The organism is Streptomyces sp. LBL (assembly GCF_029893585.1).
Classification (GTDB): Bacteria; Actinomycetota; Actinomycetes; order Streptomycetales; family Streptomycetaceae; genus Streptomyces.
In genome coordinates this window covers 124092-149013 of sequence record NZ_JARXYX010000011.1, presented here as the reverse complement: position 1 = coordinate 149013, position 24922 = coordinate 124092, and the positions used below count along the sequence as shown (strand labels likewise).

Here is a 24922-nt window from a genome sequence, read left to right as displayed (position 1 = left end):
AGCCCGGAACCACCGGTCGACATCGTTGTCTTCTTTTGTCCCCCTGCAGACGGGCCCGCGGCAGCGCCCTGCCCCGGCCGAGCCGTGCCCGGAAAGTGAGTGCGCGCCGATGGAACACCGAACGATCTCCCGCAGACGTCTGCTGGGAGCCTCCCTCGGCGGAGTCGGCGGAGCCCTGTTGGGCCTGTCGGGATGCGGGGCGGACGACGGCTCGGCCTCCACGGGCACCGACCACCTGAGCCTCTGGTACTGGAAGGGCTCGCTGAGCGACTCCCTGCTCGCCACCGCCAGGCGTGCCGTACCCGGCGTGCCGGGGCTGAAGGTGCGGGGCTCCCAGATCCCCGACGGCGACATCGACTCGAAGGTGCGCACCAGTCTCGCCGCCCGTGCCTATGTGCCGGACCTGACGGTCGTGAACAACGACAACCTCGCCACGTTCTTCCCGGACGAGAACGAGTTCCTCGACCTGCGGACGCTGGGCGCGGAAACGGTCCGCGACCAGTACCTCGACTGGAAGTGGAAGGCATGCTTCACCCCGTCGGGCCGGATGATCGGCTTCCCTCTCGACGCCGGCCCCACCGCGCTCTACTACCGCAGGGACCTCTTCCGGCGGGCCGGACTGCCCGACGAGCCGCAGGAGGTCGCCGCGGAGATCGACACCTGGGAGAAGTACCTCGCCGCCGGGCGGACGCTCCGGACGAAGGGCCCCGGCAAGCCGTACCTGGTGAGCAACGTCGGCAATGTCTTCCAACAGGTCCTGCTCCAGAGCCCCAAGCAGTTCGTGGACGCCGACAACCGCTTCATCGGCGACCAGTCCCACATCCGACACGCCTGGGACGTGTCCGTGGAGATGCTCCGCCAAGGGCTCAGCGCCAGGATCACGGACGGCACGCCCGACTTCAACGCGGCCATGAGCGGCGGCCGGGTCGCCTCGATGACCACGGCGGTGTGGGCCATCAACACCCTCAAGGACACCGCGCCGAAGACGTCCGGGGCCTGGCGGCTGACCACCATGCCGGACGGCCCCGCCAACTACGGCGGGTCGTACGTCACCCTGACCCGCTACTGCCGCGACCCGGAGGCCGCCTTCGCCTTCCTGAAGTGGCTGCTCGGCCCGGCGAACCAGCTCAAGAGCTACCAGGAGATGGCCCTGTTCCCCACCACTCCGGCCGCCTATGCCGACCCCGCGATGCACAGGCCCGACCCCTTCTTCGGCGGTCAGCAGCCCATCGACGTCTTCGGTCCGGCCGCCCAGAAGGCTCCGGTCGTCTACTTCAGTCCGTACGAGGAGACCGCCAACACCCCGTTCTTCCAGGAGCTGACCAACGTGGAATCGCTCGGCAAGAAACCCGAGAGGGCCTGGCGGGACGCGGTGAACACCGCCGAGACCACGCTGTCCCGGCTGGGGGTGAGCTGACGTGACCACAGTCGCCGACCCGGCGAATGCCGGTGCCCCCGCGGCCGACGGTCCGGAGCGGGCGGACGGCCGCGGCTCCCGCGCCACCGTCCCGGGCGGACGCCGACGTCATCTCGGGCCCCTCCTCGCCATTTCCCCGTTCTATGTGCTGTTCGCCCTTTTCGGCGCCTTCCCGGTGGTCTTCTCCCTGTACCTGTCCTTCCAGGACTGGGACGGCATCGGCGACATGCGCTTCGTCGGCCTCAAGCAGTACGGCTGGCTGCTCCAGGACTCGGTGTTCTGGCACTCGGTTCTCAACACCTTCGAGATCTGGTTCCTGTCCACGGTGCCGATGCTGTTCCTGGCCCTGGTGCTCGCGTTCCTGCTGCACTCGCAGGTCCGGTTCACCGGTGTCTACCGGGTGGCGTACTTCATCCCCAACGTCACCTCGATGGTCGCCATGACGGTCGTCTTCGGCTCGGTCTTCGCCCAGACGGGCCTCGCCAACTCGGCGCTGCGGCTGGTCGGGGTGGACGGTGTGGGCTGGCTGGCCTCCGAGTGGGGGATCAAGTCGTCCCTCTCGATCATGATCATCTGGCGGTGGGTCGGGTACAACGCCCTGATCTTCCTGGCGGGCCTCCAGGCCATCCCCACCGAGCACTTCGAGGCCGCCCGGGTCGACGGTGCGAACAGCTGGCAGACCCTCTTCCGGGTCGTGCTCCCGCAACTGCGGCCGGTGGTCCTCTTCGCCGCCGTCACGTCCACCATCAATGGCCTGCAGATCTTCACCGAGTCCCAGGTGCTCTTCCAGTCGACCGACGTCGGCACCACGGGCGGACCCGGCCAGGAAGGTATGACCATCGTGCTCTATCTGTGGCAGAAGGCCTTCAAGGACCACCAGTTCGGCTATGGGGCCGCGATGGGCTGGCTCCTCTTCGCGATCATCGCGGTCTTCACCCTCATCAACTGGCGGCTGGTCTCGGGCTCCGACCGCGAGGACCGCGGCGGCATCAGGTCACTGCTGCGTCGCAAGGGGGCCCGCAATGGCCGCTGACGAGAGGACGACCGGCAGCGCGGGCCTCGCCATCGGGTCCGGCAGCAGACTCACCCGGGCCGGTGTCCGAGGGGTGTTGCTGCTCGGGGTGGTGATCTCGCTGTTCCCCTTCTACTGGCTGGTGGTGATGGCCTCCGGCACCACCGAGGACATCTACCGCTACCCGCCCAAGCTGATACCGGGGCCGCATCTCCTGGAGAACATGCGGCGGGTACTCGACACCGTCGACTTCTGGGGCTCGCTGTTCAACACCGTCGTCGCCGCGGTGCTCGGGACCGCGCTGGTGCTGTTCTTCGACTCGTTGGCCGCGTTCGCCTTCGCCAAGTACGAGTTCCCGGCCAAGAAGTTCCTCTTCGGCGCGCTGCTGGTCACGTACATGATTCCCGCGCAGCTCTCCCTGGTGCCGCAGTTCGTCACCATGGCCGAGTTCGGCTGGGCCGGTTCACTGAAGGCGCTGATCATTCCCGGCGCGGCCAACGCCTTCGGTATCTTCTGGATGCGCCAGTACGCCCAGAACTCGCTGCCCGACGAACTGCTGGACGCCGGGCGGATCGACGGCGCCGGCTTCTTCCGGCTGTACTGGCAGATCGCGATGCCGCTGTTCCGGCCGGCCCTGGCCTTCCTCGGCATCTTCACGTTCATCAGCATCTGGAACGACTACATCTGGCCGCTGGTCGTCATGATCGACCCCGACAAGGTCACCCTCCAGGTCGCGCTGGCGAACCTCAACGTCCTGTACAACACCGACTACTCCCTGGTGATGGCCGGGGCACTGATGAGCGTCGTCCCGCTGATCATCGTCTTCCTGTTCGGGGCACGGCACTTCCTGCGGGACCTCGCGGCGGGGGCGACGAAGATGTGATCGCCGGCCGTTGAACACCGGGCGTTGAACACCGGGCGCCCCCTGAGAAGGGGGCGCCCGAGTGGTCGTCGCGGTGGGTGGTCACAGGGCCTTGGCCGCCGGCTTCACCATGTTGCGGACCGTGCGGGCCTTCACGAATTCGCCCATGGCCGTCATCTCCCACTCGCCGGAGAACTGCTTGATCAGCTTGGCCATCAGCACGCCCGTCTGGGGTTCGGCGCTGGTGAGGTCGAAGCGGACGAGTTCCTCACCGGACGCGGCGTCCAGGAGGCGGCAGTAGGCCTTGGCGACCTCGGTGAACTTCTGGCCGGAGAACGAGTTCACCGTGAAAACCAGCCCGGTGACGTCCTGCGGGAGCCGGCCGAGGTCGACGACGATCACCTCGTCGTCGCCGCCGCCCTCACCCGTGAGGTTGTCGCCGGAGTGCTTGATCGCGCCGCCGACGATGGAGAGCTTGCCGAAGTAGCAGCTGTCGACGTGGTTGCGCTGCGGGCCGTACGCGATGACCGAGGCGTCCAGGTCGATGTCCTTGCCGCGGTACGCCGGTTCCCAGCCGAGGCCCATCTTGACCTGGGACAGCAGTGGGCGGCCGCCCTTGACCAGGGAGACGGTCTGGTTCTTCTGGAGGCTGACCCGGCCCTTGTCGAGGTTGATCTTTCCGGCGCCGAGGGTGGGGGCGGGCGGGGCCGCCGGCGGCGCGGCGGGGGCCGGGGGTGCGGTGACCCGCGGGTCGAGCGGCGCCACCGAGGGCTGCGTGGCCGGAGGGGGAGGGGTCACCGGCTGGGCGGGAGCGGCGGCCGGGGCCGCGGGCTCCTCCACGGAGACGCCGAAGTCGGTGGCGATGCCCGCGAGGCCGTTGGCGTATCCCTGGCCGACCGCGCGGGCCTTCCAGGCGCCGTTGCGGAGGTAGACCTCCACGATCACCAGGGCCGTCTCGGCGCCGAGCTGCGGGGGCGTGAACGTGGCCAGGACGCTGTTGTCGTCCCCGTTGCGGATGGTGGCCGTCGGTTCGATGCCCTGGAACGTCTGGCCGGCGGCGTCCGGGCTGGCGGTGACGACGATCTTCTCGATGCCCGGCGGGACGGCACTGGTGTCGACCGTGATCGAGTCGGGGGCCGTGCCACCGCCCGAGCGGTAGGTCACGCCGGGCCCGGTGGGCTGGTTGTAGAAGATGAAGTCGTCGTCGGAGCGCACCTTGCCGTCGGCGGTGAGCAGCAGGCCCGATACGTCGAGCCGCACCGGGGCGGCGACGTCCACCGTCACGCGGGCGGCGGAGAGGGGGATGTTCGAGCCGGGGGTCATAGCTGTCATACCCGGGTGAACGAGCGAGCCCGTTTTACCGTTCCCTTACCCAAGAGCCAATCGGGTCGGAGGCCGTCACCCCCGGAGGCTGTCACCCCCGGGGCCTGTCCGACGGCCGTACCGTCGGACAGGCGGGAAGGTCGGACAGGCGGGAAGGTGACGACAGGGCTACGGCACCACCACGATCTTCCGCCCCACCCCCGACTTGAACTGGTCGAGCGCCTCGGGGTAGCGGTCCAGGGGGATGCGGTCGCTGATGAAGATCTCCGGGTCCAGGACACCGCCTGCGAAGAGCTCCGCCGCCCGCTCGAAGCTGTGCAGGACCGCCATCGAGCCGGTGATGGTGATCTCCTGGTTGTAGATGCGGTACGGGTCGATCGTCACGCGGGTCGCGTAGTCGGCGACGCCGAACTGGAGGAACGTGCCCGCCTTGGCCACGCGGTCCAGGCCGTCCTGGATCGCCGCCGCGTTGCCGGTCGCGTCGACCACGACGTCCCAGCCCTGCGGCCGGTCGAGTTCGTCGGCGCTCGTCGCCGAGGACGACACCCCGAGCAGCTTCGCCGTGGAAAGGCGCTGTGCGTTGATGTCCACCATGTCCACGCTCGCCGCCCCCGTCCGCTTGGCGAGCTCCAGCATCATCAGGCCCATCGTCCCGGAGCCGTAGATCAGGACATGTGCGCCGAGGCGGGACTGGAGGACGTCGTAGCCGCGGACGGCACAGGAGAGCGGTTCGACCAGGGCCGCGTCCTGCGTGCGCACGTGCTCGGGCAGCTTCACGCAGTTGGCCACCGGGGCCACCGCGAACTGCGCCGCGCCTCCGGCCGTGGTGACCCCGATCGCGGCCCACCGTTCGCAGAGGTTGTTGTGGCCCGCACGGCAGTACCGGCACTCGTAGCAGTACAGCGAGGGGTCCACCGCGACCCGGTCGCCGACCGCGAGCTCCGTGACCTGGGTGCCCACCCCGACCACCGCGCCCGCGAACTCGTGCCCGGGGACGATGGGCAGCTTGGGCGCGAACTCGCCCTGGAGGATGTGCAGGTCGGTGCCGCACAGGCCGCAGGCGGCGACCTCGACGACGACCTCGCGGGGGCCCGGTGTCGGGTCAGGGACCTCGGTGACGACGGCACGGCCCACGGACTCGATGACGGCGGCCTTCATTTCACGGCTCCCAACGACAGGCCCTGGACCAGCTTGTCCTGGGCGGCGAACCCCGCGGCGAGCACCGGCAGGGAGATCACGAGCGACGCGGCGCACACCTTCGCCAGGAACAGGCCCTGGCTGGTGATGAAGCCGGTCAGGAAGACGGGGGCCGTCTCGGCCGCCACGCCGGTCAGCACTCGGGCGAACAGCAGCTCGTTCCAGCTGAAGATGAAGCAGATGAGCGCTGTCGCGGCGATTCCCGGGAGGGCGATCGGGGCGACGATGCGCGCGAGGATCGTCGGCAGGCGCGCGCCGTCCACCTTCGCCGCCTCGATCACCGCGACCGGGACCTCGGCGAGGAAGGACTGCATCATCCACACCGCGATCGGCAGGTTCATCGAGGTGTAGAGGATGACCAGCAGCCAGATGTTGTCCAGCATGCCGGTGTTCTTCGCGAACAGGTAGATCGGCAGCAGGCCCGCCACGGCCGGGAGCATCTTCGTCGACAGGAAGAAGAACAGGACGTCCGTCCACTTCTTCACCGGGCGGATCGACAGCGCGTAGGCCGCCGGGAAGGCCAGCAGAAGGACGAACAGCGTCGACGCGAGCGACGCCACCGTGGAGTTGATCAGCGCCGGCCAGGGGCTCGCGCCGCCGCCCGTGCCGAAGAACTCGCGGTAGCTGTCCAGGCTCAGGGCCGCCCCGAAGGAGGGCGGGTTGGTGGCCGCGTCCTGCTCCGAGTGGAAGGACGTCAGGGCCATCCAGGCGACGGGCAGGAAGAACAGGATGCCCAGCAGCCAGGCCACCAGGCCCAGGCCCGCGCCCTTGCGACGGTCACTGCGGGGTCGTACGGCGATGCTGCTCATGCCCGGCCCACCTCCTCGCGGAACAGGGACGACACCACGCGCAGGGCGAAGGTCGCGATGATGATCGAGCCGATGACCACCAGGACACCGGCGGCCGAGGCGAGGCCGTTCTCGTGGGCCTGGTAGAAGCTCTGGTAGACGGTGTAGGGGAGGTTGGCGGTGCCCAGGCCGCCCGAGGTGATGGTGAACACCGCGTCGAAGTTCTGGACGATGTAGATCGAGCCCAGCAGCGCGCCGAGTTCGAGGTAGCGGCGCAGGTGCGGGAGCGTCAGGTAGCGGAAGATCTGCCAGTCACTCGCGCCGTCCACCCGCGCGGCCTCCATCTGCTGCTGGTCCCGGCTCTGCAGGCCGGCCAGCAGGATCAGCATCATGAACGGGGTCCACTGCCAGACCAGGGACGCCTCGACCGCGAGCAGCGGAGTGCCTGATATCCAGTCGGGCTGTGGGCCGCCCACATAGTGCAACAGCCCATTGAACAGGCCGTATTCGGGGTTGTAGAGCACATGTTTCCAGAGCAGGGCGGCGGCCACCGGGACCACCAGGAACGGGGCGATCAGCAGCGTGCGGACCACGCCCCGGCCCCGGAACTTCCGGTCCAGCAGCAGCGCCAGGGCCAGGCCCAGCACCAGGCTGGCGACGACCACCGCGACCGTCAGCAGGACCGTCGTCCACACGGATTCGCGCAGGTCGGCGTCGGTCAGTACCTGCTGGTAGTTGTCGAAGCCGGTGAAGTGGCGGGCCTTGGGATAGAGGGCGTTCCAGTCGAAGAAGGAGATCACCAGCGTGGCCACGAAGGGGAGCTGGGTCACCGCGACCATGAAGATCAGGGCGGGGAGCAGGGGCGCTCTCGTGGCCCAGGCCCGCAGGCGGTCGGAGGACTGTGGTGGTGCGGTGCTTACGGTGGTGGTGGTGGCCGGCGGGGCCGTCGTGGTGGCGGTCATCGTCCCTCGTACTCCTCGGAGATCCGCTCGGCGAGCTGCTGGGACTTCTTCAGGGCCGACTCGACGGACTGGCGTCCGGCGATGGCCGCGCTGATCTCCTGGGAGACCTTGGTGCCGAGATCGGTGAACTCGGGGATACCGACGAACTGGATGCCGGGCGCGGGGCGCGGCTGCACGCCCGGGTCGTTCGGCCGGGCGCCCTCGATGGCCTTCTTGGTCATCTCCTGGAAGGCGGCGGCCTCCTTGGCGTAGGCGGGATTCGTGTACGTCGACGCGCGCTTGCCCGCCGGGACGTTGGCCCAGCCGATCTGGTCGCCGACCAGCTGCTCGTACTGCTTGCTGGACGCCCAGGAGACGAACTTCCAGGCCTTGTCGGAGTTGCGGGAGGCGTCCTGGATGCCCCAGGCCCAGGTGTAGAGCCAGCCGGCGGACCTGGTCTTCTCGACGGGGGCGGGGGCGTAGCCGAGCTTGCCCTTGACCGGGGAGTTCGCCGCTTCCAGGGAACCGGCGGCGGAGGTGGCGTCGTACCACATGGCGACCTTGCCCTGGGTGATGTTGTTGAGGCACTCGGCGAAGCCGGACTGGGCGGCACCGGACTCGCCGTGATCGCGCACCAGGTCGACATAGAACTTCACCGCCTTCTCGAACTCGGGGGAGTCCAGTCGCGCCTTCCAGTCCTTGTCGAACCAGGTGCCGCCGAAGGTGTTCACGACCGTCGTCAGGGGCGCCATCACCTCGCCCCAGCCGGGCAGGCCGCGCAGGCAGATGCCCTTCATGCCGGGCTCGGCCCCGTCGACCTTGGCGGCCAGGTCGGCCACCTGGGTCCAGGTCGGGTGCGCGGGCATCGTCAGACCTTTCTCGGCCAGGACGTCCTTGCGGTACATCAGGAAGGACGACTCGCCGTAGAAGGGCTGGCCGTAGAGCTTGCCGTCGTCCCCGGTGAGGGACTGACGCATCGGCTTGAGGACGTCCTGTTCGTCGTACGCCGGGTCCTTGGCGACGTAGGAGTTCATCTCGTGCAGCCAGCCGTTGCGGGCGTAGATCGGGATCTCGTAGTTGGACAGGGTGGCCACGTCGTACTGGCCCGCCTGGTTGGCGAAGTCCTGGCTGATCTTGTCGCGGACGTCGTTCTCGGGCAGGACGGTGAAGTTGACCTTGATGCCGGTCTCTTGGGTGAAGTGGGCGGCGGTGAGCTTCTGCAGCTCGACCATCTGGGGGTTGTTGACCATCAGGACGTTGATCGAGTTGCCACCCGATCCCGCCCCGCCCGCTCCGACCCAGCAGCCGGAGAGCAGCGGGGCGAGCAGCGTCCCTGCGACGGCCATGGCGAGCGTGGCTCGCGGGGGCCGTCGTCGGCTCTGGGTTCGCATGGATCGCTCCTGGACGTATAGGGAGATAAAGGGCGCCACAGGGTGGGGAAGCGCCCCTCTTGCCGGTGTGTCGGTTGTTTCAGACGCGGAGGACCTGTGGTCCCAGCAGTGAGTAGCGGTGGGCCTCGGCCGAGGGGAGGAGGGCGCTCGTCACGATCGCCTCCAGGACGCCGATCTCGGCGAACCGGCAGAAGCTGGCCGCTCCGAACTTGGTGTGCACGCCCGCGAACACCGTGCGGCGCGCGGCCCGGACCGCCTGCGTCTTGACCTCGCTGACCGCGGGGTCGGGGGTGGTCAGGCCGTGTTCGCGGGAGATGCCGTTGGCGCCGATGTAGGCGAGGTCGACGACGAAGCCGGCCAGCATCTTCGTCGTCCAGTGGTCCACCGTGGCGAGGGTGCCGGAGCGGACCCGGCCGCCCAGCAGCAGGACGGACATGTTCTCGGCCTCGGCGAGCGCGCCCGCGACCGGCAGGGACGCGGTGACCACGGTCAGCGGCCGGTCCCTGGGCAGTGCCTCGGCGATGAGCTGCGGGGTGAAGCCCTCGTCGACGAAGACCGTTTCGGCGTCCCCGAGCAGTTCGGCCGCGGCGGCCGCGATCCGGCGTTTCTCGGGGACATGGCTGGTGGCGCGGAAGGCGAGCGTCGTCTCGAAGCCGGCGCTCTCCACCGGATAGGCCCCGCCGTGGGTGCGGCGGACCAGACCGTGGTCCTCCAGGGCGCGCAGATCCCGCCGTACGGTCTCCTTGGCCACGCCCAGTTCGTCGGCGAGCGCGGTGACGTCGACCGAGCCGGTGGCGCGGGCGACCCGTACGATCTCCCGCTGGCGTTCCTCTGCCGACTTGATGTGCATGGCCGACACCTGCCTCCGCGCTTCCTTGCCCGTTCGGGCCCGGTGAGACCCATGGGGGAAGTTCTACAGCGGGGGCGCGTCACTGACCAGGCCTGATGTCAGCCCGATCCTGCCCGGATGTGCCCGTTCCCGGCGGGTGATGATCGTCTCGGACCTGGGGGGCTGCGTGACGACGGGTCAGATCGGGCAGCTCGGATGCCCGAATACGGCGGCGGGCGGGCCCGTTCGGTGCCCGCCCGCCCCAGAAGTGCGCTCGCACAAGTGTCAGTACGGCCAGATCGGCGGGTCGCTGACGAAGTGGCCGCCCAGGTAGGCGTGTGCCACGTTGTCCGGGTCCAGCTCACCCTGTTCGGCGATCAGCTTCTCGGCGTACGGCTCGGAGTCGTCCTGCGGTGTGTAGCCGAGGGCCCGCGCGGTGGACAGGTCCCACCACAGGCGGGTGTTGGCGGAGGAGCCGTGGACGACGGTGTGCTTCACGTCCTCGGCGGTCAGGGCCGCGTGGAAGAGCCGGGCGCCGTCGGCGGGGCTCATCCACACGGAGAGCATGCGCACGCTGGTCGGTTCGGGGAAGCAGGAGCCGATGCGCACGGAGACGGTCTCGATGCCGTGCTGATCCCAGTAGAGCTGGGCGAGGTCCTCGCCGAAGCACTTGGACAGGCCGTAGAAGGTGTCCGGGCGGCGCGGGGTGTCGATCGGGATGAGGGGGTCGTCGCCCTGGGGGCGCGGCGTGAAGCCGACCGCGTGGTTGGAGGAGGCGAAGACGATGCGTCGTACGCCCTCCTCGCGGGCGGCCTCGTACAGGTTGTACGTCCCCTCGATGTTGGCCTTGAGGATCTTCTCGAAGGGGGCCTCCAGGGAGATGCCCGCGAGGTGGATGATCGCGTCGACGCCCCGCACGGCCTCCCGTAGGGCGTCCCGGTCGGCGAGGTCCGCGGTGACGGCGTCCGGGTCGCCCTCGATCGGGCGCACGTCGAGCAGACGCAGTTCGTATCCGAAGGCCGGGAGCAGGTTCCGCATCAGGGTGCCGAGTCCGCCGGCGGCGCCGGTGAGCAGAACGGTGCGGGGAGCGGGCATCCTCGGGTCTCCTTGAGTCGACGGCCGCATGCATGGATTCCATTCACATGCGTGGACACGCTAGGGATCGTGGGTGTTCTCCGTCAAGTGTGGCGTGGACCGAAGGAATCCGCTTCTGTCATGCCGGTTTGTGCGCTTGACCGGCATCGAAGGGGCTCCTTAGGGTGATGGCGTTCATAAATATAGATTTAAGTCAGAAACATGAGCGCCTGTTCTAGGGAGAGCCCGTGACGTCAGCCCCCCTCGCCACTCGCCTCGGCATTCCCGGCGGGCCGCTGTTCTTCCCCGTCACCGCCTACGGCCCCGACGGTTCCGTCGACTTCGACGCCCTCCGCACGCATGTGCGCCGAGGCGTGGAGGCCGGCGCCGCCGCCGTCTTCGCCTGCTGCGGCACCGGGGAGTTCCACGCGCTCGCGCCCGAGGAGTACGAGGCGTGCGTCCGGGCGGCCGTCGAGGAGACGGCGGGCCGGGTACCGGTCGTCGCCGGCGCCGGATACGGCACCGCGCTCGCCGTGCGGTACGCACGGCTGGCCGAGGCGGCCGGGGCCGACGGGCTGCTCGCCATGCCGCCCTACCTCGTCGTCGCCGGCCAGGAGGGGCTGCTGCGGCACTACCGGGAGGTGGCCGCGGCGACCCCGCTGCCGGTGATCGTGTACCAGCGCGACAACGCCGTGTTCACCCCGGAAACCGTGGTGGAGCTGGCCCGCACCGACGGGATCATCGGCTTCAAGGACGGGCTCGGCGACCTCGACCTGCTGCAGCGGATCATCAGCGCCGTCCGCACCGAGGCCCCCGGTGACTTCCTCTACTTCAACGGTCTGCCGACCGCCGAACAGACCCAGCTCGCCTACCGCGGCCTCGGCGTCACGCTCTACTCGTCCGCCACGTTCTGCTTCGCGCCCGAGATCGCCCTCGCCTTCTACGAGGCCCACAAGACCGGCGACGACACCACCGCCCACCGCCTCCTCGACGGCTTCTACCGCCCCTTCGTCGAGCTGCGCGCTCAGGGCCGCGGGTACGCTGTCGCCCTCGTCAAGGCCGGCGTACGGCTGCGCGGACTCGACGTGGGGGAGGTGCGGCCCCCGCTGCACGAGCCGAGCGAGGATCATGTCAAGCAGCTCGCCCAGATCACCGAGCGCGGGTACGCGCTGCTGGACGAGGGGAAGTGAACGCACGGCCGGTCGAGGGCGAGTGAACGCACGGCCGGTCGAGGGCAGGAGAACGCCCGGAACGGGCACGTGAAAGCGGCGAAGCGAGCACGTGAAAGCGGAGAACAAGCACGTGAAGGCGGAGGACAAGCACGTGAAGGCGGAGGACAAGCACGTGAAGGCGGAGGACAAGCACGTGAAGGCGGAGGACAAGTGAAGGCGTCGACGTTCGTCTACCCCTGGGATGTCAACGGGGACCCGGAGGCCGCGGGACGCATCGCCGCGCTCGGCGTGCGGCAGGCGACCCTCGCCGCCGCCTACCACTCCACCCGCGCCCTGACCCCCCGCCATCCCCACCGCCGCATCGTCACCGCCGAGCACGCGGCCGTGCTCTACCCCACGGACGACCGCTGGGACGGCCGGAAGCTGCGCCCGTACGCGGCCGGCGACTGGGCACCCGGTGACGCCTTCGGGGAGGCCGCCGCCGCGCTCGCGGACGCCGGCCTGGAGGTGCACACCTGGGTCGTCCTCGCGCACAACTCCCGTCTGGGCGCCGAGCACCCGGACACGTCGGTCGTCAACGCCTACGGCGACCGCTACCCGTGGGCCCCGTGCATCGCACAGCCCGCCACCCGCGCGTACCTCGTCGACCTGGCCGCCGAGGCCGCCGTACGGCCCGGCGCGCGCGGCACCGAACTGGAGTCCCTCGGCTGGTACGGGTTCCAGCACCTGCACGCCCACGACAAGACCGGCGGGGTGCCGCTCGGCGATGCCGGGATGTACCTCATGGCGCTCTGCTTCTGCCCGACCTGCCGGGACGGGTACGGCCGACAGGGTCTGGACGCCGACGAGCTGGCGGCCGCCGTACGCGGGGCGCTGGAGCCTTTGTGGCGGGGCGCGCCCGACGACGGGGGCTGGGCGGGGGTCGAGAAGCTGCTCGGCGAGGCGAACGCGGCCGCCACGCGCGCGTGGCGCGACGACACCGCCCGCACCCTCCAGGAGACGGCGGTCGCCAAGGTCCGCGCTGCCGCCCCCGAGGGCTTCCAGGTCCTGCTGCACGCCGACCCCGTGGCCTACCACGTCGGCGCCAACCCGGGCGTCGACCCCGCGCACATCCTGTCCGTCGCGGACGGCGTCGTCGTCCCGTGCGCGGGCGGCCCCGGCCTGCTGACGCCGTTCGTGGAGCAGCGGCAGCCAGGTGCCGTGGTCGCCGCCAACTTCGGCGTCGTCTCCGGGATGGGCGGCAGCCCCGGCACGCTCGTGGCGGACGCGGCGCGGGCCCGGGAGCTGGGGGCCACGGAACTGCGGCTGTATCACGCCGGGTTGGCATCGGACGGCGACCTGGAGGCGGTACGCGAGGCCCTCGCCGGCCTCTGAAACAGTGGCAGCCCCGTCAGCAGCCACAGCGCGCCCAGTACGGCCAACAGGGGCCGCTGGTCGAGGACTTCGACCAGAACGGCTCCCACGGCCAACCCGAGGACGTTCGGAGCGAACAGCAGGGTGTGGGCCGTGGCAGCCGTCCGGCCGAGCAGGGCGTCCGGTGTCCGGCGCTGTACGGCGGTGAGCGCGGCGATCAGCACACAGGGCAGGCCCGCACCGATCGCCGCGCTGCACACCACGGCCACCGCGTCGGACGGCACGGCTCGCAGGCCCGCCGCGGCAGCGGTCAGGGCGATGCCGTACGCGGCGAAACGGCGCTCGCCGAGGCGCCGCAGGGCGGGCCCGGAGAACAGTCCGACCGCCACGGACCCGGCGCCCTGGACGGCGTACAGCACGCCGGCGTACGCGGGAGAGTGCCCGAGGTCGTCGATGACGGCGTAGATCATCGCCCCGTTCAGGCCCGCGCAGAGCATGGTGGCGCCGCCGGCCAGGACCAGGGAACGCAGCAGCGGGTCTGCCCGGAGACGGCGGGCCCCCTCGCCGGTCTGTGCCCACCACCCGGTCGTGGGCGGCGGCGGCCCGGGCCTGCTCTCGCGGACGCGGAGACCGGCGTACAGGCCGGCGGCGAGCACGAAGGTGAGGGCGTCCAGCAGGGCGACGCCCGGGCCGCCGTACGCCGCGTAGAGCCCGGCACCCGCCAGGGGGGCCACGAGTTTCATGCTCTCGGTGGCCGTCATTCGCAGGCCGTTGAAGTCGCCCAGCAGGGACGGGTCGACGGCGGCCGTGACCAGAGCCGACTCCGCCGCGTCGTGTACGACGCCCGCGGCGCCGTACACGAACAGCACCACGTCCCGGGGCGGCGAGGCGCCGGGGAGTCGCCCGGCGGGCGGATGCGCGCTCGGTGTCGCCGCACTTCCTGTTCTTCTGTCAGAAGCATTGACGAAACACGAGTCTCCTCCTAACTTCAACCGGGTCGTACTTCGTACGTCATATATGAGACGCGATATGTGAGATCCGATCCCTGAGATCCGGTCCGCGAGATCCGAGAGGCGCGCATGACCTCTGTGCCCACGCCGATCCCCTCCCGCACGCAGTACGTGCTGGAAGGGATCAAGCACCGCATCCTCACCGGGCAGTTGACGCCCGGTCAGGCCCTCGTCGAGACCGAACTCGCCGCACAGTTCGGGGTGTCCAAGACCCCGGTGCGCGAGGCGCTCAAGACCCTGGCCGGCACCGGGCTCGTCGTGATGAGCCAGTACAAGGGCGTCACGGTGCGCATGGTGGACGCGGACATGGCGCGCGAGGTGTACGACGTGCGGCTGCTCCTGGAGCCCGAGGCGCTGAAGCGGGCGGTGCGGCGAGGGGCCTCCCTCGACGCCGCACGGGACGCGCTGACCCGGGCCGACGACTCCACGGACACCGCCGAACGCTCCCTCGCCAACCGGGAGTTCCACCGCGCCCTGTACCTCCCGTGCGGCAACCCGCTGCTCGGCCGGATGCTCGACGAGGTCCGCGACCAGGCCGCCCTCGTCTCCGCCGTCGCCTGGGCGGCCTCGCCCTCCTGGGAGCGGGAGGCCGGTGAGCACCGGGAGATCCTGCGGCTCGCCCTGGCCGGTGACGCCGACGGGGCCGGACGTGCCCTGCACGCACACATCGCGTCCTTCGTCGAACGGGCCTTCCCGCAAGCGGGGTCAGAGGCCCACGGAAAGGACGGTCAGGCATGACAACGACGTTCGAGACCCAGCGGGCGGCCCTGGCCGACGTGGTGGCGATCCCGGTGACTCCCTTCGCCGAGGACGGCTCCGTCGACCAGGACACCCACCGGGCCCTGCTGCGTCGTCTGCTCGACGGCGGGGTCAGGACCCTGACCCCGAACGGCAACACCGGCGAGTTCTACGCACTGACGCCCCAGGAGCGGCAGCTCGTCACCGAGCTGACCGTCGACGAGGCGGGGGAGCGGGCGGTCGTCCTCGTCGGCGTCGGCCACGACGCCCCCACCGCGATCGCCTCCGCGCGGCACGCCCGCGAGCTCGGGGCGCAGATGGTCATGGTCCACCAGCCGGTCCACCCGTACGTCTCGCAGAGCGGCTGGGTCGACTACCACCGTGCCATCGCCGAGGCGGTGCCGGAGCTGGGCGTCGTCCCGTACCTGCGCAACGCGCAGCTGCACGGCGTTCGTCTGGCCGAACTCGCCGACGCCTGCCCCAACGTGATCGGCGTGAAGTACGCCGTCCCGGACGCGGCCAGGTTCGCGGCGTTCGCCCGCGACGCGGGCCTCGACCGCTTCGTGTGGGTCGCCGGCCTCGCCGAGCCCTACGCTCCCTCGTACTTCTCCGCGGGCGCCACGGGCTTCACCTCCGGACTCGTGAACGTCGCCCCGTCCGTCTCGCTGAACATGATCGAATCCCTTCGGTCCGGCGACTACCCGGCCGCCATGAAGGTCTGGGAGCAGATCCGCCGCTTCGAGGAACTCCGCGCGGCCAACGGCTCCGCCAACAACGTCACCGTCGTCAAGGAGGCCCTCGCTTCCCTCGGCCTGTGCCGCCGTGACGTCCGCCCGCCGAGCAGCCCGCTGTCCGAGGACGAGCGGACCGAGGTCGCCGCCATAGCCTCCGGGTGGGCGATATGAACGAGCCGGTCAAAAAGCGCCCCGAAGAGCTCAGAAGCCATCAGTGGTACGGCACCGAAGGCCTGCGCTCCTTCAGCCACCGCGCCCGCACCCGCCAGCTCGGCTACCTCCCCGAGGAACACCTGGGCAAGCCGGTCATCGCGATCCTCAACACCTGGTCGGACATCAACCCGTGTCATGTGCATCTGAGGGATCGCGCTCAGGCCGTCAAGCGCGGGGTGTGGCAGGCCGGGGGCTTCCCGCTCGAGTTCCCGGTCTCCACGCTCAGCGAGACCTTCCAGAAGCCGACCCCGATGCTCTACCGCAACATGCTCGCGATGGAGACCGAGGAACTGCTGCGGTCGTACCCCGTCGACGGCGCCGTGCTGATGGGCGGCTGCGACAAGTCCACGCCCGCCCTGCTCATGGGTGCGGCGAGCGTCGACCTGCCGGCCGTCTTCGTGCCCGCCGGGCCGATGCTGCCGGGCCACTGGCGCAACGAGATCCTCGGCTCCGGCACCGACATGTGGAAGTACTGGGACGACAAGCGGGCCGGCCTCATCAGTGACTGCGAGATGACCGAGCTGGAGAGCGGCCTCGCCCGTTCGCCCGGCCACTGCATGACGATGGGTACGGCCTCCACGCTGACCGCCGCCGCGGAAGCCCTCGGGGTGACCGTCCCGGGCGCGTCCAGCATCCCCGCCGTCGACTCCGGACACGACCGGATGGCCGCCAAGGCCGGCCTGACGATCGTCGAACTCGTCCACCGGGACCGCAAGCTCTCGGACATCCTCACCCAGGACGCCTTCGAGGACGCCGTCACCACGGTCCTCGGCCTCGGCGGCTCCACCAACGCGGTGATCCATCTGATCGCCATGGCGGGCCGCGCCGGCGCCAGGCTCACCCTGGACGACTTCGACCGCATCGCCCGTACGGTCCCGGTGTTGGCCAACGTACGGCCCGGCGGACAGAAGTACCTCATGGAGGACTTCCACTTCGCGGGCGGTCTGCCCGGGTTCCTCTCCCGGATCCCGGACCTGCTCCACCTGGAGCGCCCGACCGTCTCGTACGACACCATGCGGGAGCAGATCACCGGCGCGCAGGTGCACAACGACGACGTCATCCGCACCCGGGACAACCCCGTGGCGGCGGAGGGCGGGGTGGCCGTGCTGCGCGGCAACCTCTGCCCGGACGGCGCGGTCATCAAGCACATCGCCGCCGAGCCGCACCTGCTCGAACACACCGGGCCCGCGGTCGTCTTCGACGACTACCGGACCATGCAACGGACCATCAACGACCCGTCGTTGAACATCACCGCCGACACGGTGCTGGTGCTGCGCAACGCCGGGCCCAAGGGCGGCCCGGGCATGCCCGAGTACGGGATGCTGCCGATCCCCGACCACCTGCTCAAGCAGGGGGTACGGGACATGGTCCGCATCTCCGACGCCCGGATGAGCGGCACGAGTTACGGCGCCTGTGTGCTGCACGTGGCCCCGGAGTCGTACGTCGGCGGTCCGCTCGCCCTCGTCCGCACCGGGGACAGCATCACCCTCGACGTCGAGGCGCGCAGTCTCCAGCTCCACGTGGACGACGAGGAGCTGGAGCGGCGACGAGCGCAGTGGACGCCCCCGCCCGTGCGGTACGAGCGCGGGTACGGCGCGCTCTACAACGAGCAGATCACGCAGGCCGACACCGGCTGCGACTTCGAGTTCCTGGCCCGTCCGGGCAAGGTGCAGGACCCGTACGCCGGCTGAAGAGCCACCGCCCGCACGCCGCACGCCCCGCACGACCGTGCACGTCCCGGTACGACCGTGCACGGTCGTGCACCATCCGCAGGCCCCGGTACGACCACGCACGCCCCGGTACGACCACGCACGCCCCCCGCACACCGTGCACCACCTTGCACCTCCCTGCGCAGAGAGAAAGCGCTTCCTGCACGACGTAAGCACCGCGTACGACGACGTACGAGAACGGAGAACAGTCATGGCCCAAGCCGCAGCCGTGGCGAAGCCGCCCGCGCCACCCCGGCGGCGCCGTGGATCCGCCACGCCCCGCAGACTGCCGTACCTGCTGATCGCCCCGGCCGCCCTGCTCATGCTGGGTTTCATCGCCTACCCGGTGATCAGCGTCTTCTACTACAGCCTGCAGAACTACAACCCCACCAAGCCGTGGCGGAACGGCTACGCGGGCTTCGACAACTTCGTTCACGCCTTCACCGACGACCCGGTGTTCTGGGACACGATCACCTTCAGCGCCAAGTGGGTCGTCGTCGAGGTCGGGCTGCAGCTGCTGTTCGGGCTGGCGCTGGCGCTGATCGTCAACCAGACCTTCGTCGGACGAGGGCTGGGCCGCGCGATGGTCTTCTCCCCGTGGGCCGTCTCCGGCGTACTGACCTCCGCGATCTGGGTGCTGCTCTACAACTCCCAGACCGGCATCACGCGGTACCTCGCGGACATGGGCATCGGCAGCTACGGCACCAGCTGGCTGTCGGACACCTCCACCGTGTTCCCGGCGGCGGTCGTGGCCGACCTGTGGCGCGGTGTCCCCTTCTTCGCGATCCTCATCCTCGCCGACCTGCAGTCCGTCTCGAAGGACCTGTACGAGGCCGCCGAGGTCGACGGGGCCGGCCGGATCAAACAGTTCTGGCACATCACCCTGCCGCACCTGAAGGACGCGATCGTCCTGGCCACGCTGCTGCGCGCGGTGTGGGAGTTCAACAACGTCGACCTGCTCTACACCCTGACCGGCGGCGGACCCGCGGGGGAGACCACCACCCTCCCGCTCTACATCGCCAACACCAGCGTCGACGCCCACAACTTCGGCTACGCGTCCGCCCTGACCACGGTCGCGTTCGTGATTCTGCTGTTCTGCTCGATGATCTATCTGCGGCTGAGCAAGTTCGGAAAAGAGGCCAAGTGATCACCAAGGAGGCCACCCAGCCGGCGCCCGCCCCCGCGCCTGTGCTCCCCGACCCCCCGCGGCCCCGCAAGGCCGGCCGCAACTGGGACGAGGCCCCGCGCTGGCAGATCTATCTGCCCCTGTCGATCTACCTCGTCTTCACCCTGATCCCGTTCTACTGGATCCTGCTCTTCGCGCTGCGCCCGGCCGGCTCCAGCTCGCTGGTGCCCTGGCCGATCACCTTCGACCACTTCGAGAAGGTCTGGACGGACCGCAGCTTCGGCACCTACTTCCAGAACAGCGTGCTCGTCGGCGTCGCCACCCTTCTGATGACCACCCTCGTCGCGCTGGCCGGCGGCTACGCTCTCGCCCGCTTCAACTTCAAGATCAAGCAGGCGTTCATGCTGGCCCTGCTCTGCTCCCAGTTCGTGCCGGGCGCGCTGCTCCTGGTGCCGCTGTTCGAGATCTTCGCCGAGCTGAAGATGATCAACTCGCTGGGCAGCGTCATCATCGCGGAGACGGTCTTCCAGCTGCCGCTGTCGATGATCCTGATCAGCAACTTCATCAAGAACGTGCCGTACTCGCTGGAGGAGGCGGCCTGGGTCGACGGCTGCAACCGGATGACCGCCTTCAGGATCGTCGTCCTGCCGCTGCTCAGGCCCGGTCTGATCGCCGTCGGCTCGTTCGCCTTCGTGCACTCCTGGAACCACTTCCTGTTCGCCCTGATGTTCCTGAACAACCAGAGCAAGCAGACCATCCCCGTCGGCCTCAACTCCCTGATGAGCGCGGACAGCGTCGACCTCGGCGCGCTCGCCGCGGGCGGCATCATCGCGGCCGTCCCGGTCGTGATCGTGTTCGCCTTCATCCAGAAGTGGCTGATCACCGGCTTCAGCGCGGGGGCGGTGAAGGGATGAGGATCCGTCAGATCACCCTCTCCCGGAGCCGGTTCGCCGACCACGACAGGGCGATACCGATCGACAACGCCGCCACGGCCGACCGAGAGGTGGCACGCGGCGCGGGCGCGGGGAGGATCCCATGACCGTACCCGTCGTCCTGGCGGGCGCGCGTGGCCACGGCCGCTGGCACCTCGACAACATCCGCCGGCTCCAGGACAAGGGCATCGTGCGGCTCGCCGGGATCTGCGAGCTGACCCCGCTGACCGGGGACGAGATCCCCGAGGGCCTCGGTGCGCCGGAGCAGTCCGCCGACTTCGGTGCCCTCCTCGACTCCACGGGCGCCCGGATCGCGGTGGTCTGCACGCCGATCCCGACCCACACCGACCTGGCGCTGACCGCCGCCGGCAAGGGCGTGCACCTCCTGCTGGAGAAGCCGCCCGCCCCTTCCTACGCCGAGTTCCGCCGGATGGCCGACGGGGTCGCCGCGGCCCAGGTCGCCTGTCAGATCGGCTTCCAGTCGCTGGGCTCGCACGCGGTGCCCGCGATCCGCCGGATGATCGACGAAGGCGTGATCGGCGAGCTCACCGGGGTCGGCGGCGCCGGTGCCTGGGCCCGGCCCGAGGCCTACTACCGGCGGGCCCCCTGGGCGGGCAAGCGGCGGCTGAACGGGGTCGAGGTGATCGACGGGGCGCTCACCAACCCGCTCGCGCACGCCGTCGCCACCGCCCTGGCGCTGGCCGGCGCCCCGCGCGCCGAGGACGTCAGCGCGATCGAGACCGAGCTGCTGCGCGCCAACGCCATCGAGTCCGACGACACCTCGTGCGTCCGCGTCACCACCGCTCAGGACCTGCCGGTGACCGTGGCCGTGACCCTGTGCGCCGAGCACCCCGGCGAGCCCTACGTCCTGGTGCACGGCAGCGGCGGCCGGATCACCTTCTGGTACAAGCAGGACCGCGTCCTGCTCCAGCGCGCCGGCCACGGCCCCGAGGAGTACGAGTACGGCCGCACCGACCTGCTCGAGAACCTCGTCGACCACCTCACCGACAGCGCCGAACTGCTGGTCACGCCGGAGGCGACGGGCTCCTTCATGAAGGTCGTCGAGGCGATCCGCCGGGCCCCCGACCCGACCCCGCTGCCGGCGGGGACCTGGCAGCTGCTCCCCGACGAGCAGCGGCGGGTCGTGCCCGGCATCGACGGACTGGTCGCGGCCGCCGCCGACACCCTCGCCCTCTACTCAGAGCTGGGCGCCCCCTGGACGCCCCCGAACGCTCCACGCAAAGAGGTGAGCACCTGATGATGACGACCACGAACGACACGCCGGTGCTGCGTGTCGCGGGCCGCCCGGTTGGCCGGTATGTCACCCGGCCCGAGCTGCCCGTCCGGCTCTCCCCACGCCCCTACCTGCACCCCGTCACCACCCTGGCCGGCACGGCGGTCACCGAGCTCAGCCCCGCCGACCACACCCACCACCTCGGCGTCGGTGTCGCCGTTCCCGACGTCGAGGGGACCAACTTCTGGGGCGGCCGCACCTACGTCCGCGACCAGGGTCCGACCGAGCTCGACAACCACGGCGCCCAGCGCCACACCACGTTCCAGCTGCGGGACCCCGACGGCTTCGTGGAGGAGCTGCGCTGGGTCGCCTCGGGAGCGGAGGTGCTGCGCGAGCGCCGTACCGTGGCGGCCACCGAACTCACCGACAGGGCCTGGGCGTTGGACTTCACCTTCTCACTCACCAATGTCACCCCGGGCCCGCTGTCCATCGGCAGTCCGGCGACCAACGGCCGGCCCGGCGCCGCCTACGGCGGGTTCTTCTGGCGGGCCCGCAAGGAGCGAGAGGCCCCGCGGGTCTTCACCTCCGGCGCCGAGGGCGAGGCCGAGGTCCACGGCGCCCGCGCCGACTGGCTCGCCCTGGCCGGCTCCACCTGGACCCTGGTCTTCGCCGGCGCCACCGACCGGACCCGCCGCGACCCGTGGTTCGTGCGCACCGCCCAGTACCCGGGCGTCGGCTCGTCCCTGGCGTACGACGAGCGGCTGCCGATCCCGCCCGGGGACACCGTCGTACGGCGGATCGTCACCGTGGTCGCGGACGGCCGGCTGGACCGGGACGCGTCGGCGGCCCTGGTCAGGAAGGCGGTCAGCCAGTGACGTACCGCAATCCGATCCTCGACGCGGACTGGTCCGACCCGGACGTCATCCGCGTCGGCGACGACTTCTACCTCACCGCCTCCAGCTTCGGCCGCGCCCCCGGCCTGCCGCTGCTGCACTCCCGGGACCTGGTGAACTGGACCCTGGTCGGTCACGCACTCGAACGCCTCGAACCGGCGGCCGAGTTCAGGACCCCGCGCCACGACTGCGGAGTCTGGGCCCCTTCCCTCCGCTACCACGACGACCGCTTCTGGATCTTCTGGGGCGACCCCGACCAGGGCGTCTTCCAGGTCAACGCCCCCGGCATCCGCGGCCCGTGGACCCGCCCGCACCTGGTGAAGGAGGGCAAGGGCCTGATCGACCCGTGCCCCCTGTGGGACGACGAGACCGGCGAGGCCTACCTCGTGCACGCCTGGGCCAAATCCCGCTCCGGCATCAAGAACCGTCTCACCGGCCACCGGATGCACCCGGACGGCACCTCCCTCCTCGACGAGGGCGAGGTGATCGTCGACGGGGACCGCATCCCCGGCTGGTTCACCCTCGAAGGCCCCAAGCTCTACCGGCACGACGGCTGGTTCTGGATCTTCGCCCCCGCCGGGAGCGTGGAGACCGGCTGGCAGGGCGCCTTCCGCTCCCGCTCCTTCTTCGGGCCGTACGAGGAGAAGGTCGTCCTCGAACAGAAGGACACCGACGTCAACGGGCCGCACCAGGGCGGCTGGGTGCGCACCCCCTCGGGCGAGGACTGGTTCCTGCACTTCCAGCAGCGCGGCGCCTACGGCCGGGTCGTCCACCTCCAGCCGATGCGCTGGGACTCAGAGGGAGGCTGGCCGGTGATCGGCGACGACGGCGCCCCCGTCGCCGTGCACGAGAAGCCGGACCTGCCGCCGCAGCCGGCCGCCGCCCCCGCCACCGACGACGACTTCCCCGGCGGACGCTTCGGCCGCCAGTGGTCATGGACCGCCGATCCCCAGGACGGCTGGGCCACCCAGCACTCCGGGGACGGGCTGCGTCTGACCTGCGTCCGCGCGGCCGCCGCGCACGACCTGCGCACCCTGCCGAACGTCCTCACCCAGCGGCTGCCGGGCACCCCGTCCGCCGCCGAGGTGGAACTGACGTTGCACGGCGAGGAGCCGGGAGCACGCGCCGGACTCGCGGTCCTCGGGGACGCCTTCAGCTGGATCGGCCTGCAGCGGGGCGCCGACGGCACGGTCCACCTCGTCCACCGGTTCGCCGAAACGGTCGCGGAGCGGGAGCGCGACGCCGACCATCCGCGCCTCGCGCCCGAGGGACGGGCCAGGCTGCGGATCGAGATCGGCGCCGGGGCGCGCTGCCGCTTCTTCTACGACGTCGGCGAGGGCTTCAGGCCGTCGGGTCCTGTCTTCGCCGCCACCCCCTGGCGCTGGGTCGGCGCTCTGCTCGGCCTGTTCGCCCTCGCCCCCGCCGGACCGGGACACGCCGGCGCGGCGAGCTTCGAGACGTTCCGCATCACCACGCTCTGACGCACGGCACCACCCTCTGAACACCCTCTGACGCGCGGCACCGCACGTCACCATTTCGTAGCTCCGCCGGATCCAGAAGAAGAGAGCCGACCAATGAAGATCAGCATCCGCAGAAGCAGGCGCGCCGCCATAGCCGTCGCCCTGGGCTCCGTCCTCGCGCTGACCGCCACCGCCTGCGGTGACGACGGCAGCGGCTCGGGCGGTGGCAAGGGCGCCGAGGGCAGCGGCGACGGCAAGATCGTCTTCTGGGACAACAACGGCGGTGTGCGCACCGACATCTGGAAGGAGGTCATCGCCGACTTCGAGAAGGCGAACCCGGACATCAAGGTCGAGTACGTCGGGATCGCCTCCACCGAGTACCAGTCGAAGGTCGACACCGCCATCCAGGGCGGGGGTCTGCCGGACGTCGGCGGTGTCGGCGCCGCGATGATCGCGTCGTTCGCCGCGCAGAACGCGCTGGAGCCGCTGGACGGCCGTGTGGCCAAGTCCTCCCTGGCCGGCAAGCTCAACGAGGACATGGTCAAGTCGCTGAAGGCGGCCGGCGGCCGGGACGACACGCTCTACTCGATCCCGACCTCCGCCAACAACGGTGTCCTCTACTACCGGACCGACCTGTTCAAGCAGGCCGGCCTGGACGCGCCGACCACCTGGGACACGTTCTACGACGCCGCGGACAAGCTCACCGACGCGGGCAAGAACAAGTTCGGCTACACCATCCGTGGTGGCACCGGTTCCATCGCCCAGGCGCTGGACGCGATGTACGGGCAGTCCGGCATCACGTCGTTCTGGGACGCGAGCCGTGAGAAGACCACGGTCAACGACCTGAAGAACGTGGCGGCGCTGGAGAAGTACGCGGCCCTCTACAAGAAGGTCACGCCGGCCGCCGACCTGAACAACGACTTCACCAAGATGGTCGCCCAGTGGGACTCCGGCACGATCGGAATGCTCAACCACAACCTCGGCTCCTACCAGGACCATGTGAAGGCACTCGGCGCCGACAAGTTCCGCGGCATTCCGCAGCCGACGGGTCCGGGCGGCAAGCGGGTCCAGGTGTCCAACCCGGTGGACGGGATGGGGCTGTTCAAGAACTCCAAGAACAAGGAAGCCGCCTGGAAGTTCATCGAGTTCGCCACTTCGCGCGCGGAGAACTCGAAGTTCAACGAGACGGCGGGGCAAGTGCCGTCGAACACCGATGCGGCGAAGGACGCGTGGATCTCCAAGGCCGAGCCCACGAAGCTGGCGGCGGACGCGTTGACCGACGGGTCGACCACCATCGTGCAGCTGCCGTACTACCTGCCGGACTGGAACACGATCTCGAAGTCGGACAACGAGCCGAACTTCCAGAAGGTGCTGCTCGGGAAGATGAGTGCGAAGGACTTCCTGGACACGCTGGCCGAACAGTTGAACAAGGCGCAGACCGAGTGGAACGGCCGGAAAAACTAGAAGCCGGTCGCGCCCGCGCGGCGGCAGTCGCACATCAGGCACCGCCCCGC

The 24922-nt window shown here is 70.0% G+C and carries 21 protein-coding genes and 1 pseudogene; 14 read left to right on the top strand and 8 right to left on the bottom strand.

Translation table 11 applies throughout. The annotated features are described in order from the left end of the window. The first annotated feature begins 109 nt into the window (after nt 1–109). From M2271_RS15880 to M2271_RS15870, 3 genes are read left to right on the top strand one after another with little or no spacing between them, the layout of a single operon-like run. On the top strand, nt 110–1417 hold the full coding sequence (locus M2271_RS15880; RefSeq protein ID WP_280887847.1) for an extracellular solute-binding protein: 1308 nt from the start codon (nt 110–112) through the stop codon (nt 1415–1417). A gap of 1 nt (nt 1418) precedes the next feature. Next, nucleotides 1419–2450 carry a sugar ABC transporter permease gene (locus tag M2271_RS15875; RefSeq protein ID WP_280887846.1) on the top strand — a complete coding sequence of 344 codons (1032 nt, stop codon included), beginning with the start codon at nt 1419–1421 and terminating at the stop codon, nt 2448–2450. After that, nucleotides 2440–3312: a carbohydrate ABC transporter permease gene (locus M2271_RS15870; protein ID WP_280887845.1), complete on the top strand. Its 873-nt coding sequence runs from the start codon at nt 2440–2442 to the stop codon at nt 3310–3312. Before M2271_RS15875 ends, M2271_RS15870 begins: the two co-directional genes overlap by 11 nt. 81 nt (nt 3313–3393) lie before the next feature. Here M2271_RS15870 and M2271_RS15865 read toward each other — a convergent pair whose 3' ends face one another. From M2271_RS15865 to M2271_RS15835, 7 genes are all read right to left on the bottom strand, one after another. Beyond that, entirely contained in the window at nt 3394–4614 is a 1221-nt protein-coding gene (locus tag M2271_RS15865) for a TerD family protein (protein ID WP_280887932.1), read from the bottom strand. A 168-nt stretch (nt 4615–4782) separates the two neighbouring features. After that, nucleotides 4783–5772, bottom strand: a complete 990-nt coding sequence (locus M2271_RS15860; RefSeq protein ID WP_280887844.1) for a zinc-dependent alcohol dehydrogenase family protein — start codon at nt 5770–5772, stop codon at nt 4783–4785. Further along, nucleotides 5769–6620 carry a carbohydrate ABC transporter permease gene (locus tag M2271_RS15855; RefSeq protein WP_280887843.1) on the bottom strand — a complete coding sequence of 284 codons (852 nt, stop codon included), beginning with the start codon at nt 6618–6620 and terminating at the stop codon, nt 5769–5771. Before M2271_RS15855 ends, M2271_RS15860 begins: the two co-directional genes overlap by 4 nt. After that, entirely contained in the window at nt 6617–7561 is a 945-nt protein-coding gene (locus tag M2271_RS15850) for a sugar ABC transporter permease (protein WP_280887842.1), read from the bottom strand. The genes M2271_RS15855 and M2271_RS15850 overlap by 4 nt, the downstream gene beginning before the upstream one ends. Further along, nucleotides 7558–8931, bottom strand: coding sequence for a sugar ABC transporter substrate-binding protein (locus M2271_RS15845; protein WP_280887841.1), 1374 nt, complete (start codon nt 8929–8931; stop codon nt 7558–7560). Before M2271_RS15845 ends, M2271_RS15850 begins: the two co-directional genes overlap by 4 nt. Nucleotides 8932–9010: 79 nt before the next feature. Then, nucleotides 9011–9781: a DeoR/GlpR family DNA-binding transcription regulator gene (locus M2271_RS15840; protein ID WP_280887840.1), complete on the bottom strand. Its 771-nt coding sequence runs from the start codon at nt 9779–9781 to the stop codon at nt 9011–9013. 264 nt (nt 9782–10045) lie between these two features. Continuing rightward, nucleotides 10046–10855, bottom strand: a complete 810-nt coding sequence (locus M2271_RS15835; RefSeq protein ID WP_280887839.1) for an NAD(P)-dependent oxidoreductase — start codon at nt 10853–10855, stop codon at nt 10046–10048. Nucleotides 10856–11082: 227 nt separating this feature from the next. On the opposite strand from M2271_RS15835, the gene M2271_RS15830 reads away from it, so the two are divergent. Together M2271_RS15830 and M2271_RS15825 are read left to right on the top strand one after the other, a co-directional pair. Continuing rightward, nucleotides 11083–12024, top strand: coding sequence for a 5-dehydro-4-deoxyglucarate dehydratase (locus M2271_RS15830; protein WP_280887838.1), 942 nt, complete (start codon nt 11083–11085; stop codon nt 12022–12024). 192 nt (nt 12025–12216) lie between these two features. Continuing rightward, nucleotides 12217–13380 carry a hypothetical protein gene (locus M2271_RS15825; RefSeq protein ID WP_280887837.1) on the top strand — a complete coding sequence of 388 codons (1164 nt, stop codon included), beginning with the start codon at nt 12217–12219 and terminating at the stop codon, nt 13378–13380. Here the strand turns inward: M2271_RS15825 and M2271_RS15820 are convergent. Then, a pseudogene (locus tag M2271_RS15820) lies at nt 13317–14228 on the bottom strand (MFS transporter); the annotation flags it as partial. The gene M2271_RS15825 and the pseudogene M2271_RS15820 overlap by 64 nt on opposite strands. A 210-nt stretch (nt 14229–14438) precedes the next feature. On the opposite strand from M2271_RS15820, the gene M2271_RS15815 reads away from it, so the two are divergent. From M2271_RS15815 to M2271_RS15775, 9 genes are all read left to right on the top strand, one after another. After that, nucleotides 14439–15107: a GntR family transcriptional regulator gene (locus M2271_RS15815; protein WP_280887836.1), complete on the top strand. Its 669-nt coding sequence runs from the start codon at nt 14439–14441 to the stop codon at nt 15105–15107. Continuing rightward, the gene (locus M2271_RS15810) at nt 15104–16012 is read left to right on the top strand and encodes a dihydrodipicolinate synthase family protein (protein WP_280887835.1); all 909 of its coding nucleotides are present in this window, start codon (nt 15104–15106) and stop codon (nt 16010–16012) included. The genes M2271_RS15815 and M2271_RS15810 overlap by 4 nt, the downstream gene beginning before the upstream one ends. After that, entirely contained in the window at nt 16009–17745 is a 1737-nt protein-coding gene (gene araD, locus M2271_RS15805) for an L-arabinonate dehydratase (protein ID WP_280887834.1), read from the top strand. Before M2271_RS15810 ends, araD begins: the two co-directional genes overlap by 4 nt. Before the next feature lie 229 nt (nt 17746–17974). Next, the gene (locus M2271_RS15800; protein ID WP_280887833.1) at nt 17975–18910 is read left to right on the top strand and encodes a sugar ABC transporter permease; all 936 of its coding nucleotides are present in this window, start codon (nt 17975–17977) and stop codon (nt 18908–18910) included. Further along, on the top strand, nt 18907–19803 hold the full coding sequence (locus tag M2271_RS15795; protein ID WP_280887832.1) for a carbohydrate ABC transporter permease: 897 nt from the start codon (nt 18907–18909) through the stop codon (nt 19801–19803). Before M2271_RS15800 ends, M2271_RS15795 begins: the two co-directional genes overlap by 4 nt. 121 nt (nt 19804–19924) lie before the next feature. After that, nucleotides 19925–21079 (top strand): Gfo/Idh/MocA family oxidoreductase, encoded by a 1155-nt coding sequence (locus tag M2271_RS15790; RefSeq protein ID WP_280887831.1) that lies wholly within the window; start codon nt 19925–19927, stop codon nt 21077–21079. A 2-nt stretch (nt 21080–21081) separates the two neighbouring features. Next, nucleotides 21082–21930, top strand: a complete 849-nt coding sequence (locus M2271_RS15785) for a PmoA family protein (protein ID WP_280887931.1) — start codon at nt 21082–21084, stop codon at nt 21928–21930. Beyond that, nucleotides 21927–23429 carry a glycoside hydrolase 43 family protein gene (locus tag M2271_RS15780; RefSeq protein WP_280887830.1) on the top strand — a complete coding sequence of 501 codons (1503 nt, stop codon included), beginning with the start codon at nt 21927–21929 and terminating at the stop codon, nt 23427–23429. The genes M2271_RS15785 and M2271_RS15780 overlap by 4 nt, the downstream gene beginning before the upstream one ends. 93 nt (nt 23430–23522) lie before the next feature. Further along, nucleotides 23523–24872 (top strand): sugar ABC transporter substrate-binding protein, encoded by a 1350-nt coding sequence (locus M2271_RS15775; protein WP_280887829.1) that lies wholly within the window; start codon nt 23523–23525, stop codon nt 24870–24872. Nucleotides 24873–24922 lie beyond the last annotated feature (50 nt).

Excerpts from the sequence above, each read along its gene's own strand:
- M2271_RS15880 (WP_280887847.1), top strand. The coding sequence starts at position 110 with ATGGAACACCGAACGATCTCCCGCAGACGTCTGCTGGGAGCCTCCCTC.
- M2271_RS15870 (WP_280887845.1), top strand. The coding sequence starts at position 2,440 with ATGGCCGCTGACGAGAGGACGACCGGCAGCGCGGGCCTCGCCATCGGG.
- M2271_RS15865 (WP_280887932.1), bottom strand. The coding sequence starts at position 4,614 with ATGACCCCCGGCTCGAACATCCCCCTCTCCGCCGCCCGCGTGACGGTG.
- M2271_RS15860 (WP_280887844.1), bottom strand. The coding sequence starts at position 5,772 with ATGAAGGCCGCCGTCATCGAGTCCGTGGGCCGTGCCGTCGTCACCGAG.
- M2271_RS15855 (WP_280887843.1), bottom strand. The coding sequence starts at position 6,620 with ATGAGCAGCATCGCCGTACGACCCCGCAGTGACCGTCGCAAGGGCGCG.
- M2271_RS15850 (WP_280887842.1), bottom strand. The coding sequence starts at position 7,561 with ATGACCGCCACCACGACGGCCCCGCCGGCCACCACCACCACCGTAAGC.
- M2271_RS15845 (WP_280887841.1), bottom strand. The coding sequence starts at position 8,931 with ATGCGAACCCAGAGCCGACGACGGCCCCCGCGAGCCACGCTCGCCATG.
- M2271_RS15840 (WP_280887840.1), bottom strand. The coding sequence starts at position 9,781 with ATGCACATCAAGTCGGCAGAGGAACGCCAGCGGGAGATCGTACGGGTC.
- M2271_RS15835 (WP_280887839.1), bottom strand. The coding sequence starts at position 10,855 with ATGCCCGCTCCCCGCACCGTTCTGCTCACCGGCGCCGCCGGCGGACTC.
- M2271_RS15815 (WP_280887836.1), top strand. The coding sequence starts at position 14,439 with ATGACCTCTGTGCCCACGCCGATCCCCTCCCGCACGCAGTACGTGCTG.
- M2271_RS15810 (WP_280887835.1), top strand. The coding sequence starts at position 15,104 with ATGACAACGACGTTCGAGACCCAGCGGGCGGCCCTGGCCGACGTGGTG.
- araD (WP_280887834.1), top strand. The coding sequence starts at position 16,009 with ATGAACGAGCCGGTCAAAAAGCGCCCCGAAGAGCTCAGAAGCCATCAG.
- M2271_RS15800 (WP_280887833.1), top strand. The coding sequence starts at position 17,975 with ATGGCCCAAGCCGCAGCCGTGGCGAAGCCGCCCGCGCCACCCCGGCGG.
- M2271_RS15790 (WP_280887831.1), top strand. The coding sequence starts at position 19,925 with ATGACCGTACCCGTCGTCCTGGCGGGCGCGCGTGGCCACGGCCGCTGG.
- M2271_RS15785 (WP_280887931.1), top strand. The coding sequence starts at position 21,082 with ATGACGACCACGAACGACACGCCGGTGCTGCGTGTCGCGGGCCGCCCG.
- M2271_RS15775 (WP_280887829.1), top strand. The coding sequence starts at position 23,523 with ATGAAGATCAGCATCCGCAGAAGCAGGCGCGCCGCCATAGCCGTCGCC.